13 protein-coding genes and 1 tRNA gene are annotated in these 12204 nt (G+C 64.7%); 6 read left to right on the top strand and 8 right to left on the bottom strand.

The genetic code is table 11. The features are described 5' to 3' along the window. Nucleotides 1–68: 68 nt before the first annotated feature. Nucleotides 69–1055 carry an NAD-dependent epimerase/dehydratase family protein gene (locus HZZ16_RS30090; RefSeq protein WP_197953534.1) on the bottom strand — a complete coding sequence of 329 codons (987 nt, stop codon included), beginning with the start codon at nucleotides 1053–1055 and terminating at the stop codon, nucleotides 69–71. Nucleotides 1056–1128: 73 nt separating this feature from the next. Beyond that, a tRNA-Gly gene (locus HZZ16_RS30085) sits at nucleotides 1129–1203 on the bottom strand. Between the two features lie 271 nt (nucleotides 1204–1474). Between HZZ16_RS30085 and trxA the strand changes: the two genes are divergently transcribed. Continuing rightward, a complete protein-coding gene (trxA, locus tag HZZ16_RS30080; protein WP_197953532.1) occupies nucleotides 1475–2398 on the top strand; it encodes a thioredoxin in 924 nt (307 codons plus the stop codon). Between the two features lie 84 nt (nucleotides 2399–2482). Next, entirely contained in the window at nucleotides 2483–3160 is a 678-nt protein-coding gene (locus tag HZZ16_RS30075) for an LON peptidase substrate-binding domain-containing protein (protein WP_197953530.1), read from the top strand. A 137-nt stretch (nucleotides 3161–3297) separates the two neighbouring features. On the opposite strand, the gene HZZ16_RS30070 is transcribed toward HZZ16_RS30075, so the two are convergent. The 4 genes from HZZ16_RS30070 to HZZ16_RS30055 all read right to left on the bottom strand — a co-directional run bounded on the left by HZZ16_RS30070 (nucleotide 3298) and on the right by HZZ16_RS30055 (nucleotide 7453). Continuing rightward, nucleotides 3298–5799: an EAL domain-containing protein gene (locus HZZ16_RS30070; RefSeq protein WP_197953528.1), complete on the bottom strand. Its 2502-nt coding sequence runs from the start codon at nucleotides 5797–5799 to the stop codon at nucleotides 3298–3300. Nucleotides 5800–5979: 180 nt separating this feature from the next. Continuing rightward, on the bottom strand, nucleotides 5980–6558 hold the full coding sequence (locus tag HZZ16_RS30065) for a cytochrome b/b6 domain-containing protein (protein ID WP_246510541.1): 579 nt from the start codon (nucleotides 6556–6558) through the stop codon (nucleotides 5980–5982). A 79-nt stretch (nucleotides 6559–6637) separates the two neighbouring features. Further along, on the bottom strand, nucleotides 6638–6916 hold the full coding sequence (locus HZZ16_RS30060; protein ID WP_197953526.1) for a PepSY domain-containing protein: 279 nt from the start codon (nucleotides 6914–6916) through the stop codon (nucleotides 6638–6640). Nucleotides 6917–7102: 186 nt separating this feature from the next. Beyond that, nucleotides 7103–7453: a hypothetical protein gene (locus HZZ16_RS30055; RefSeq protein ID WP_197953525.1), complete on the bottom strand. Its 351-nt coding sequence runs from the start codon at nucleotides 7451–7453 to the stop codon at nucleotides 7103–7105. Between the two features lie 91 nt (nucleotides 7454–7544). Between HZZ16_RS30055 and HZZ16_RS30050 the strand changes: the two genes are divergently transcribed. Both HZZ16_RS30050 and HZZ16_RS30045 read left to right on the top strand, forming a co-directional pair. Continuing rightward, nucleotides 7545–8075 (top strand): TetR/AcrR family transcriptional regulator, encoded by a 531-nt coding sequence (locus tag HZZ16_RS30050; RefSeq protein WP_197953524.1) that lies wholly within the window; start codon nucleotides 7545–7547, stop codon nucleotides 8073–8075. A 59-nt stretch (nucleotides 8076–8134) separates the two neighbouring features. After that, nucleotides 8135–8332, top strand: coding sequence for a Trm112 family protein (locus tag HZZ16_RS30045; RefSeq protein ID WP_027535355.1), 198 nt, complete (start codon nucleotides 8135–8137; stop codon nucleotides 8330–8332). Nucleotides 8333–8531: 199 nt separating this feature from the next. Here the strand turns inward: HZZ16_RS30045 and HZZ16_RS30040 are convergent, their stop codons facing one another. Beyond that, the gene (locus HZZ16_RS30040) at nucleotides 8532–9752 is read right to left on the bottom strand and encodes a ubiquinone biosynthesis hydroxylase (RefSeq protein ID WP_197953523.1); all 1221 of its coding nucleotides are present in this window, start codon (nucleotides 9750–9752) and stop codon (nucleotides 8532–8534) included. A gap of 205 nt (nucleotides 9753–9957) precedes the next feature. On the opposite strand from HZZ16_RS30040, the gene tesB reads away from it, so the two are divergent. Continuing rightward, nucleotides 9958–10821, top strand: a complete 864-nt coding sequence (gene tesB, locus HZZ16_RS30035) for an acyl-CoA thioesterase II (protein ID WP_197953522.1) — start codon at nucleotides 9958–9960, stop codon at nucleotides 10819–10821. Nucleotides 10822–10860: 39 nt separating this feature from the next. Here tesB and HZZ16_RS30030 read toward each other — a convergent pair whose 3' ends face one another. Beyond that, entirely contained in the window at nucleotides 10861–11742 is an 882-nt protein-coding gene (locus HZZ16_RS30030) for a DUF4339 domain-containing protein (RefSeq protein ID WP_197953520.1), read from the bottom strand. A 250-nt stretch (nucleotides 11743–11992) separates the two neighbouring features. Here HZZ16_RS30030 and HZZ16_RS30025 point away from each other — a divergent pair. Then, a partial coding sequence (locus HZZ16_RS30025) for a P-II family nitrogen regulator (RefSeq protein WP_197953518.1) occupies nucleotides 11993–12204 on the top strand: 212 nt, incomplete at its 3' end.

The following is a 12204-nucleotide window of genomic DNA, read 5'->3' as shown; positions in this document are numbered from 1 at the left end:
ACGTCGATCCGCTCGCGGTGACGCCGGACAGTCATCTGAAGTGTCGAGTAAAATAGCAATCGCGGCGCTTACGGGGCGACGGGGTAGGGTCCGTCGTCAAACAGCGTGTCGTGATAGCCTTTCGACCCGACCTCGCGCGCCAGCGTGCTGCGGAAGTCGCGGTTATCGCGCAGGCTGCGCAGCACATGCGCGAAGTCGAATTCGGGTCGCCAGCCGAGCTCTCGCCGCGCGCGCTCGTTGACATAGACCCGATCAATTGCGGGAAAGAGCCGCCAGCCGCGCGCCGCATAGAGCTTCACGCACTCCGGATAGAGCTCGCGCACGATGCCCGCGGCATCGCGCGCCAGCGCCCCGAGATGGCCTTGCTCGAACGGGCTCGTCGCCGAAACGATGTAGCGGGCGAAGCCGATGCCGGGCGCGCGCTCGACGGCGAGCAGATGCGCGCTCACCGCGTCCGCGATATCCAGCCGGCGATAGAGCAGCTCGTTGGCCTGCGCGTTCTCCAGCGCGTAGGCCGACCGCATCGCCGGATCATCGTCGTCCTCCGGAAAGAAGCGCGAGGTCCGCAGGACCACGAGGGGCAGGGCGCGCTCGCGAAAGAACAGCTCGCAGAGATTCTCGGCCATCAGCTTGGTCGTGCCGTAGATGTTCTTCGGCACCGACGGCAGCTCCTCGGTGACCCACACCGCCGCCTGTCCCGCCTCGGGCCGCAGCTGCGAGCCGAACGCGCTGGTGGTGCTGGTGAAGACGAAGCTCTTCACGCCGGCCGCCGCGGCTGCCTCGAGCAGGTTCAGCGTGCCGGTGACGTTGGTGTCGACAAAATCCTGCTTGGAATGGGTCGCCACATGCGGCTTGTGCAGCGTCGCGGTGTGGATCACGGCGGTGACGCCATCCATCTGGCGCCGCACGAAGCCGGGATCGACGATGGAGCCGACGGCATCGGTGAAGGGGGAAGGCTTGAGATCAAGCCCGCGGGCAACCGACCCGCGCCCGCGGAGCGTCCGCAGGATGCCCTCGCCGAGGTGGCCGGCGCTGCCTGTGACCAGAATTGTCATTTGAGACCCGAACAGCCGCCAGCGCGGAAAACCGCGGCCCGTTCCGGTTTGGCTGGATGCTTTGGAGAAAATTTGGAGCGGGCGAAGGGGCTCGAACCCTCGACCCCGACCTTGGCAAGGTCGTGCTCTACCACTGAGCTACACCCGCATCCTGTGTCGGTCGCGTGACGCGCCGGCAACGGCTGTCGTATGCCAAAAGCGGGAGGGGAATGCAACAGCTACGGGCGGCATCAATTCGCAATTCGGGTCCCATATGGAGCCCGAAGCTGGCCAAATCGACCGGAAACGTCCCGGAACCGGCGAATCGGGGCGCGTGGATTGAAATTCGGCCCATTCGGCCCAATTTAGGAGCCGACCACAAGCATATGATGCGGCGGCGTGCTAAAGAGCCGCCATTCCAGACATGACGAGGGAATCCCGTGACGATCATCGACCAGGGTAACGGAGCGGCGGGCCCGGCTGCGGCCGACCTGATCAAGGACACCACCACCCAGACCTTCGTGAAGGACGTCATCGAGGAATCGAAGCGCCAGCCCGTGCTGATCGATTTCTGGGCGGAATGGTGCGGCCCCTGCAAGCAGCTCACCCCGGTCCTGGAAAAGGCGGTGAAGGCGGCCAAGGGCAAGGTCAAGCTGGTCAAGATGAACATCGACCACCATCCGGCGATTCCGGGCCAGATGGGCATCCAGTCGATCCCGGCCGTGATCGCCTTCGTCAACGGCCAGCCGGCCGACGGCTTCATGGGCGCGGTGCCGGAGAGCCAGGTCAACGCCTTCATCGAGCGCCTGACCAAGGGCGTCACCGCGCCGGGCGAGGTCAACGTCGCCGAGATCGTGCAGGAGGCCGAGGCGGTGCTCGCCGAGGGCGACGCGGCGGCGGCGGCGCAGATCTATGCCGAGGCGCTGCAGCATGATTCGACCAACATCGCGGCGCTTGCGGGCCTTGCGAAGTGCTACGCCGTCTCCGGCGCGATGGAGCAAGCCAAGCAGACGCTGGCCATGGTGCCGGAATCCAAGCGCAACGATCCGGCCGTGAAGGCGGTGCAGACCGCGATCGATCTCGCCGAGCAGGCGAAATCGCTCGGACCGGTCGCCGAGCTGGAACAGAAAGTCGCCGCAAACCCGCTCGATCATCAGGCCCGATTCGATCTCGCCACCGCGCTCAACGCCCAAGGCAAGCGCGTGGCGGCGACCGAGCAGCTGCTCGAGATCATCAAGCGCGACCGCAAATGGAACGACGACGGCGCCCGCAAACAGCTGGTGCAGTTCTTCGAGGCCTGGGGCGGCACGGATGATGCAACCGTTGAAGGCCGCAAACGTTTGTCGACGATCCTGTTTTCGTAACGCCTCTTTTGAGCATGATCTGTTCGAAAAACCGCTGCACACTTTTCCGGATCATGCGCTAGCAACGCCAGTGGGACCGGGCAGATGCCGATCAACATCGAATATCGCGGGCCCGCCGACCTCCCGGAGATCATCCCGGTCTTTCCGCTGCCGGGCGCGCTGCTGCTGCCCCGCGGCCAGATGCCGCTCAACATCTTCGAGCCGCGCTACCTCGCGATGGTCGACGATTCCTTCCGTGACGGGCATCGCCTGATCGGCATGATCCAGCCCGACGTTGCGCATTCACGGAAGGATTCCGATAAGCCGGCGCTGTTCCGCGTCGGCTGCGTCGGCCGCATCACCCAGCTCGCCGAGTCCGGCGACGGCCGCTATATCCTCGAGCTCACCGGCGTTGCTCGCTTCAAGGTGGTCGAGGAGCTCGAGGTGCTCACCCCCTATCGGCAGTGCAAGGTGGACTTCTTCGCTTTCGTCGACGACTTCACCGCGCGCCGGGGCGAGGAGGAGGTCGACCGCGAGGCGCTGCTGGCCGTGCTGGCGGACTTCCTGAAGGCCAACAATCTCAAGGTCGACTGGGAAGGCGTCGAGAGCGCGCCCAACGAGGCGCTCGTCAACGCGCTCGCGATGATGTCGCCCTATGGCCCCGCGGAAAAGCAGGCGATGCTGGAGGCGCCCGACCTGAAGACCCGCGCCGAGATCCTGATCGCCGTCACCGAGATGGACCTCGCCAAGAAGCGCACCAGCGGCGATCCGCCGCTGCAGTGATCCTCGCGCCCGAGCTAAAGCGCGATGAGATTCGGACGAATCGTTATCGCGCTTTTAGGTCCTTGTTTGAGCATGATCTTCTCGGAAAACCGCTTCACACTTTGCGCTGACGCGGCCCTTCGGGTCCGGATCATGCTCTAGGCGGCATACTCGCCGGCCTCGGCCTTTCGGTTCACCAGCCGTGCGATCGTCGAGGCCCGAATCGGCGGGCTGAGGTGGAAGCCCTGCGCCTCGACGCAGCCCTCTTGGCGCAGGATGTCCAGCTGCTCGGCGGTTTCGACGCCTTCGGCGGTGGACGTCTTGCCGAGACTCGTGGCGAATTGGACTACGGCCCGCGCGATCCGATGCGGCTCCTCCATCGGACTGGACAGCTCGCTGACGAAGCTGCGATCGATCTTGATCTTGTCGAACGGAAACTTCTGCAGAAAGCTGAGCGACGAATAGCCGGTGCCGAAATCGTCGAGGGCAATCCGCACCCCGAGCTCGCGCAGCTGGCTGAGTGCTGCGAATACGATCCCGCTGTCGTGCATGATGACGGTTTCGGTGACCTCGAGCTCGAGCCGGTCTGACGCAATCCCCGAAGCCGCCAGGGCGCCCACGATCGTCGACACGAGCTCCTTGCTCCTGAATTGCGCTGGAGACAGATTGATCGCGATCTTCAGGTCGGAACGCCATTTCGCCGCTTCGGCACAGGCGGTTCTCAAGACCCAGTCCCCCAGCGGCAGGATCAAGCCGGTTTCCTCCGCGACGGGAATGAATTCGCCGGGCGAGACCAGGCCCCGCTCGGGATGATGCCAACGCAGCAACGCCTCAAAGCCGCAGGTCTCGCCGCTCTTCAAATTCACGAACGGCTGGTAGTGGAGCTCGAATTCGCTCCTCGCAAGCGCCTTGCGCAGATCCCGCTCCAGGTTGCGGCGCGCATGCAGGAGCTGGTCCAGCTCCGGCTCGAAGAAGCGGAATGCACCACGTCCGCCGCTCTTGGCCGAGTAGAGGGCAAGATCTGCGCTCCTGAGGATCGTGTCGGAATCGGCGCCATCTCGGGGCGCAAGGGCGATCCCGATGCTGGTGCCTACAATGACCTGATGATCGCCAAGATCGAACGGCTCGCTGAGCGCGCCATGGACCGCCTCGGCGAGAGAGGCCGCGTCCGCAGCCGGATTTGTCACATAATCGACGATTGCGAATTCGTCGCCGCCCAGTCGGGCGACAAACGTCGTCTCCTTGACGCAATCCAGCAGGCGCGCCGCGACCGAGCGCAGCAGCAGGTCGCCCGCCGGATGTCCGAGCGTGTCGTTGACCTCCTTGAAGCGGTCGAGATCGAGCAAGAGAACCGCCAAATGGAGATTTCCGCCACGCGTATCGGCAAGTGCAGGCTCCAGGCGCGCCTTGAGCAGCACGCGGTTCGGCAGCTCGGTCAGCGCGTCGTGTTGCGCCATGTAGGTGATCTTGGCTTCGGACCGGCGTTGCTCGGTGACATCCAGGTGCGTAGCCACCCAGCCGCCGCCGGCCATCGGCTGCCGCGTCACGCAGATCAGCCGGCCATCGGCGAATGCGTCGATGCGGCTCGAAACGGCATGGATCGGCAGCGCATCGAGCTTGGCGATCTGCCGTTCGGCGGCGAAATCGCTGGCCTCGCCTTCGAGTATGCCGCTCGTGACGCGATGTCTGATGATGTCGCGGTGCGGAGTTCCCGCACGCAGCAATTCCGGCGGCAGCCGGTACAACCGGCCGTAACGCTCGTTGCAGATGACGAGCCGCTTTTCGGCGTCGAACATGCAAAGGCCCTCGACCATGTGGTTGATGGCCGTGTCCAGCCTCAGCTTTTGTTCCTTGAGCTCGTTCTGCGAGCCTTCGAGCTGCTGCCGGGCAATGGAGAGCTGGCTGATGATCTCCTCGAACCTGGCAGTTCTGGTCGCCAGACGACGATCGGCCAGCACGCCGATCAGGCTCATCCCCAGCACGGACAATGCGACGCCGGCGATGGCGAGCGCGAGCAAGGCCGGAGACAGCGAAAGCGTACCGGTCGCGAGCGCCGGATCCGGCGTGATCTGCACGGCCCCCATGGCCGTGAAGTGATGCGACACGATGGCGAGCGTCAGCAGGATGGCCGCGGCGAGCGTGCTCCGATAATCCTGACGGGCGAGCGCGGCCGCCAGCGCCGCGTAGCCGAGACACATGCCCAGAACGATGGAGAGGAGCACGAGGTCCACGGACCACGAGATTCGGCCCGGTACTTCAAGTGCCCACATTCCGAGATAGTGCATGCTGGCAATGCCGCCACCGATGATGACGCCGCCAGCCGCCGCGCGCCAGCGGCCGGACGTGGCGACCGCGACGCCGAAACCGACCGAGGTCAGCAGCATTGCCGCCGCGAGAGAGGACGCCGTCAACACGATGCCGTAGCCCGTCGTGACCCCGGGCTCGTAGGCGAGCATAGCGACGAAATGCGTAGCCCAGATTCCGTATCCGATAGCCGCGCCGGCAATGGCGATCCAGATCCACCGGGTTCTCGCGCGCGTCGCGATCGCGCGGTGAAAGATGCTGACCGCGACGATGCTGGCAACGAAGCAGAGCAGGGCAGCGAGGACGACGAGCCGCCAATCGTGCTCGGCCGTAAGGCAGGAGAAAACGCGGAACATCCAGTCTCGCCTCATCATCGATTTGTTGATGCTGGACCGGCTAATTGCCCTTCGCGTTAATTTTGTGCCGCGCCTGATCGCATGCTTAGCGGCATGCCAACACCGTCCGTACAATTTGATCTGTCGGGCGCTAGCGCGCGTTGGTCGCGCGGGAAACAGGCTGCGCGCGTTTGCGGATTGCTAGAGATGGCCGCGGATGCGCTTGCGTCCGGTGATCATCGCGCGGACCAGGTTCTCGCGCTGCAGGAGTCCCATCAGCACCACGCCGGCGACGTGGAGCACGACGAGGACGATGATGGCATCCGATGAATAATGGTGCGCGTCCTCGACCCACCACACGCCGAAGAACGTGACGGTGACCGACATCGCTCCCGTGATGGTCGAAACCGCCAGCGAGACCAGCAGCGCGACCAGCATCAGCGTGCCGGCGGGATTGAGCCCGATATAGCGGCCGGTGATGCCGCGGCGCAGATTCCAGAGATAACGAGGCGAGGCGCGCAGCCGAACGCCGACCATGCGGAAACGTGAATAGCGGCTGCCCCAGAAGCCCCAGATGAGACGAAACGCGAGAAGCCCGAGCACCGTATAGCCGAGCACGCGGTGAAGGCCGTCATAGACGGTGGGCGTGAACCACGCGGCCAGAACGCCGGCCGCGAGAGTCCAGTGCCAGAGGCGCAGCGGGAGGTCCCAGACCTCGATCGTGCGCGGAGCAGTTCGCTCGGCGGGGACCCTTCCGGATACCCCGCGAGCTTCTGGCATCGCTTCTTCAATCAAGCAAAGACCATCCTAAAAGCCCTGCTTTGCGCAGATCGCGGCGCGCAGCCGGCCGACTTGCGACCTACTTGGCGATCGTGTGCTTCAGGCTGAGATCTTCCGGGCTGTAGAACAGCTCGTAGAGCTTGCCTTCCTTGACGCCATAGACCTCGTAGCAGGAACCTTCGACCTTGGAGCGCCGCACCTCATAGCCCAATGCCTTGGCTTTGGCTTCGGCTTCGCTGGCCGGCTTCCATGACGCCTTGTCGAGCTTGGTGCAATTCTTGAAACCGTCGGCCATGGCGGTCGATCCCGCGCCAATCCCGACCGTCAGTGCAATGGCAACAACACGAATGACCTTCACGAGCTTATCCTCCTGTTCGTGGGCACGGCGCGGGGCCGCGGAGCGCACCGAAGGAAGCAAAGAGCGGGATGGAGTCAATCGGTGACGGGCTTGATCCGCTTTAGATAAGTTCTAGGGTTGAGTTTAGACTCGTTCTAACAGGAGCTAGCACCGCCGCGGCCCTACGCCTTACGGGTGGAAGCACAGCTAGTACCCGGCAACCGACATCACGACGACCGCACTGAGCGCCATCCGGCCGAAATGCCGGCCGCGCGTCGCCCATGCGTTGGCGAGGGCCGAGCAGCCGAACACCCAAGCCATGGTGGCGACGATCCAGTGGCGAGCTGGCTCGGATTGCAGCCACGGCGCCGCGATCAGCAGCACGCCACCGCCGATCCAGGCCACCGTCGAGGCCTGCCACACCAGCCGGATCAAGGTGCGGAGCCGTTCCGGCTCGATGCGCGCGCAGGCGAAGACCTTGGCTTCGCCGAGGTAGCCGTGAATGAGGGCAACGGCGATGGTCACGACGCCCGCGCACAGGAGCAGCAGATCTCGCATCAACGCCTCCATACGCTTATGTATGGTCCGATAACGCCTAGCCAAGCGCTTGTCAATACACTAGTGTATGGTGCGCTTTTCGGGAAACGACATGAACCAGCAGCGCTCCGCCGACGACTGGACTGCCCAAGGCCTCAAGGCCCTGGCGAAGAGCGGCTTCACGGCCTTGAAGGCCGAGCCGCTCGCCAAGGCCATGGGCGTGTCGCGCGGCAGCTTCTATTGGCACTTCGCCGATCTCGCCGCGTTTCACGCCGCAGTGCTGAAGCGCTGGCGCGAGATTGCGGCCGAGCGGATCATCGCCGATGTCGAAGCCGCCGGCGACGAGCCGGTCAAGTTGCTGCTGCGGAGATCGTTCGGTGCGCGGCTCGACCTCGAGCGCGCCGTGCGCAATTGGGCGGCGTTCGATGCAAGCGCGCAAGCGGCGGTGCGTGCAATCGACCGCCGCAGGCTCGACTATATCGAGGAGCTGCTGCAGAAGCAGGGGCTCGGCCCGGCAACGGCGCAGGCCCGCGCGCAGATCCTGTACTGGACATTTCTCGGCTTCGCCCTGTCAGGCCCGTCGATCACGGCCGCGCGGCTTCAGGCCCTGCTCGACGAGATCCTGCGCATGGTCTCGGCTTGAGCGCGATGGGCGGGCGGGATTTTCTATGCTAGAGGCAGCCCGACCGACGGAGACCATTCATGAACGCGCCCACGGAACGCCCTGAACCCAGTGTCGATCCCAAACTGCTGGAGATCCTGGTCTGCCCGTTGACCAAGGGACCGCTTGAGTTCGATTCTGCAAAGCAGGAGCTGATCTCGCGCAGCGCCAAGCTCGCCTATCCGATTCGCGACGGCATCCCGATCATGCTGCCGGAAGAGGCGCGCAAGATCGATTGAAGGGATGGCCATATTGCACGACGGCCATGCAACACTCTCGCTGTCGTCCCGGGGCGCGAAGCGAGCCCGGGACCCATAACCAAAGGGAGTGGTTATGACGCGAGCTGGTAATTCCCGGTCTTCGCCAAACTACATCCTGTGGCTATGGATCCCGGGCTCGCGCTACGCGCGCCCCCGGGATGACAAGGAGAGGTTGCGGCTACAACGCCTCGCCCTTCAACAGCCGCGGCACCTCGCCGGTGAGACCTGCGGCCTGGCGGATGAAGAGGTTCTTCAGCGGCGGGGCGCGGTCGACGAGGCCGAGGCCGATGTCGCGCACGGTGCGCAACAGCGTCGACTGGTTTGAGAACAGGAAGTTCAGCGAGTTGGTGGCGACGCCCATCGCCATGGTGTCGAAGCGGCGCCAGCGCTGGTAGCGTTCGAGCACGTCCGCCCCGCCGATATCCATGCCGAGCCGCGCGGCATCGACCACTACTTCCGCCAGCGCAGCGACGTCCTTCAGGCCCATGTTGAGGCCCTGGCCCGCGATGGGGTGAATGACATGGGCGGCATCGCCGACCAGCGCGAGGCGCTCGGCGATGAAGGACCGCGCGACGAAATAAGACAGCGGAAATGCCCGCGGCTTGTCGAGCACCTTGACCTCGCCGAGATGCAGGCCGAAGCGCTGCTCGAGCTCGGCGTGGAATTCCTGGTCGCTGAGGGCGATGATGCGCGCGGCCTCCGTGCGGCGCTCGGTCCACACCAGCGAGGAGCGTTTGCCGGTGAGCGGCAGGATCGCGAACGGGCCGGCCGGCAGAAAGTGTTCTTCGGCGCGGCCCTCATGATCGCGCTCGTGGCCGACGGTGACGACGATGCCGGACTGGTCGTACTCCCAGCCATGGGTGGCAATGCCGGCGCGCTCGCGCAATTTCGAGCGCGCGCCATCGGCGGCGACCAAGAGGCCCGCCGCGATCACGCTGCCGTCGCCGAACGTCACGTCGATGCCGTCAGTGCGCGCGTCGTAGGACGCGACCGGGGTGGCGCGGAGATCGATGCCCTCGGCCTCAGCTCGCACCACCAGCGCGTCGATCAGGCGGCGGTTCTCGACCATATGCGCGAAGGGCTCGCCCGGCGCGACGTCGCCGGCGAAGTTCAGGAACACCGGGCGGGTGGCGTCCTCCAGCTTGGAATCGGTGACGACCATGTCGAGGATCGGCTGGGCCTCGTCCCGGACGTCGTCCCAGGCGCCGATCGTCTCGAACAGGCGGCGGCAGGCGGCGACGATCGCGGTGGCGCGGGGGTCGCGGCTCGGCCGCGTGCCGAGCGCGGGATCGGCGACGACGACGGGGATCTCGGGCCCGAGCCCCTGGCGCAGCGCCAAGGCCAGCGCAAGCCCCGCGAACGCGCCGCCACCAATGACAATGCTACCCTGTACCGACATACCAAGCTTCCCGGACAATTCTCGGTCTTGCTAGCAGACTTGAGCTGGGCGAAACAGTGCGGTGAAACGAGGGCGGCCAGCCCTTCGTTCCGTCATTCCGGGGCGCGCCACGCGCGAACCCGGAATCCAGAGGTTATGGGCTCGAGATTTTCGGGTTCGATGCTCCGCATCGCCCCGGAATGACGACAGTTCGAAAGCACAAGTCATGTCCAAAGGCCTGATCGACCTCATCGCGATCCTCGACCTCGAGCAGCTCGAGGTGAACCTGTTCCGCGGCAACAGCCCGAAGACGAGCTGGCAACGGGTGTTCGGCGGCCAGGTGATCGGGCAGGCGATGGTCGCGGCCTGCCGCACCGTGGAAGGACGGCTGCCGCACTCGCTGCATTGCTATTTCATCCTGCCGGGCGATCCGCAGATCCCGATCATCTATCAGGTCGAGCGCCTGCGCGACGGCAAGAGCTACTCGACCCGCCGCGTCACCGCGATCCAGCACGGCAACGCGATCTTCTCGATCATGGTCTCGTTCCACGCCGAGGAGGAGACTGCGTTCGACCACCAGGACAGGATGCCGGACGTGCCGCCGCCGGAAAAGCTCACGGCGGAGGAGGTGGCGAAGCAGCCGATGTTCAAGGAGATGCCGGATTTCATCCGCCGCTATTACGAATCCGATCGGCCGATCGAGCTGCGCCCGGTCGAGCTAGGCCGTTACTTCGGCCAGAAGATCGACGACGGCCGCATCCACGTCTGGATCAAGACCGCCGCGAAGCTGCCCGACGATCCCGCGCTGCACATGTGTGCGCTCGCCTATGCCTCGGACTTCTCGCTGCTCGACGCCATCATGGCGCGCTATGGCCGCACGCTGTTCGACAAGCGCATGATGCCGGCGAGCCTCGACCACGCGATGTGGTTTCACCGCCCGTTCCGCGCCGACGAATGGCTGCTCTACGCGCAGGATTCGCCGAGCGCGCAATCGGGCCGCGGCCTGACCCGCGGCTCGATCTTCAAGCCGGACGGCACGCTGGTCGCCTCCGTCGCGCAGGAAGGCTCGGTGCGCGAGCGGAAGGCCTAATCGCTTCAAACGCGATCAGCAGCGCCTGAAGCATTCAGATCATGCCCTGAGCGAGCCGCGCGGCGCGAGCTCGGTCTGCGAGGCGAACCAGTTCATGATCCAGCGGTACACCCACGGGATCGGGATGATGAAGCACATCAGGATGCCGGCCACGATGCCGCGCCAGAGGATGTCGAGACCCGAGCCCTTGAAGACGATCTCGCGCCGCGTACCTTCGATGTTGCGGCAGAACCAGCGCATCTGGGCCGCGGCCACCCAGGCCCACCCGATGATGGTGATGATGGAAATCGCGAACAGCAGATTCCAGCCGATATAGGCCCAGATCGAACCGGTGAAGCTGAGGCCCAGCGGCTGCCCGTTGGAGGCGAGGTTCGCAACCATCCATTTGATCAGCAGCCAGTAGAGAACGATCTGCACGATGAACAGCAAATTGCTCAGGATCTCGCTGCCGACGTAGCCGAGCGCGATGGCGAGAACGATCAAACCGAAATACCACGGCACGATCGTCATCGCATTGCCGATGAAGCTGAGGTTCGGCCGCCCAGGGACCTTCACGCAGGAGACGATCCATCTGGTGTACCAGACGAAGACCCAGGGCGCCGGGATGACGAGGATCATTCCGATCAGCAGCACGATGCTGCGCCAGGTGAATTCGAGGATGCCGAAATCGACGCCGAGTGGTCCGCCGCTGGTGGTCGCAGCGTAGCCGCCGGCGCCGCCATAGCCGCTTCCGCCCATGATCGGCGGCGCACCGCCGCCGATCAGGCCGGGAATTTCGGCGGCCTTCTGCCAGCCGGCCATACCCTCGGTCCACACCAGCGTGTCCGAGCGCACGACACCCTGGGCGACGAGGTCGCGGAATTGCCCTTCCGCAAAGGGCCCCTGCTGCTTGCCCTCGGATGCGTAGAACCAACTCGCCATGGAACGTCCCCCCTCGAACTTACGTATGTGCCGGCCGGGACGCCTGGGTTCACCGCATCCATGCCAAAAATGCATTGTGAATGATGAACAGCTGCCCTGTACAGAGGCGGCCGTTCACATGACCGCCGTCGGCCAAACGTTTTTCCGCTTCAATCTGCAACTTTTTTGTGCCATTTGCCCGGAAAGATGCCAGATTGACGCAGCGCCGGGGACATACGGCGCGGCGCATTTCCGGGGAATAGGCCTGACCATGAAACTCGTCGTCGCGATCATCAAACCCTTCAAGCTCGATGAGGTCCGCCAGGCCCTGACAGCGATCGGCGTGCACGGCATGACCGTGACCGAGGTGAAAGGCTATGGCCGGCAGAAGGGCCACACCGAGATCTATCGCGGCGCCGAATATGTCGTGAACTTCCTGCCCAAGCTGCGCATCGAGATCGCGGTCGCTTCCGACGTCGCCGA

The sequence above is a fragment of the Bradyrhizobium glycinis genome, from assembly GCF_016031655.1.
Lineage (GTDB): Bacteria > Pseudomonadota > Alphaproteobacteria > Rhizobiales > Xanthobacteraceae > Bradyrhizobium > Bradyrhizobium glycinis.
This window is presented reverse-complemented; position numbering and strand designations above follow the sequence as displayed.

Excerpts from the sequence above, each read along its gene's own strand:
- tesB (WP_197953522.1), top strand. The coding sequence starts at position 9,958 with ATGTCCAAAGGCCTGATCGACCTCATCGCGATCCTCGACCTCGAGCAG.
- HZZ16_RS30045 (WP_027535355.1), top strand. The coding sequence starts at position 8,135 with ATGAACGCGCCCACGGAACGCCCTGAACCCAGTGTCGATCCCAAACTG.
- HZZ16_RS30030 (WP_197953520.1), bottom strand. The coding sequence starts at position 11,742 with ATGGCGAGTTGGTTCTACGCATCCGAGGGCAAGCAGCAGGGGCCCTTT.
- HZZ16_RS30065 (WP_246510541.1), bottom strand. The coding sequence starts at position 6,558 with ATGCCAGAAGCTCGCGGGGTATCCGGAAGGGTCCCCGCCGAGCGAACT.
- HZZ16_RS30070 (WP_197953528.1), bottom strand. The coding sequence starts at position 5,799 with ATGTTCCGCGTTTTCTCCTGCCTTACGGCCGAGCACGATTGGCGGCTC.
- HZZ16_RS30090 (WP_197953534.1), bottom strand. The coding sequence starts at position 1,055 with ATGACAATTCTGGTCACAGGCAGCGCCGGCCACCTCGGCGAGGGCATC.
- HZZ16_RS30075 (WP_197953530.1), top strand. The coding sequence starts at position 2,483 with ATGCCGATCAACATCGAATATCGCGGGCCCGCCGACCTCCCGGAGATC.
- HZZ16_RS30055 (WP_197953525.1), bottom strand. The coding sequence starts at position 7,453 with ATGCGAGATCTGCTGCTCCTGTGCGCGGGCGTCGTGACCATCGCCGTT.
- HZZ16_RS30050 (WP_197953524.1), top strand. The coding sequence starts at position 7,545 with ATGAACCAGCAGCGCTCCGCCGACGACTGGACTGCCCAAGGCCTCAAG.
- HZZ16_RS30040 (WP_197953523.1), bottom strand. The coding sequence starts at position 9,752 with ATGTCGGTACAGGGTAGCATTGTCATTGGTGGCGGCGCGTTCGCGGGG.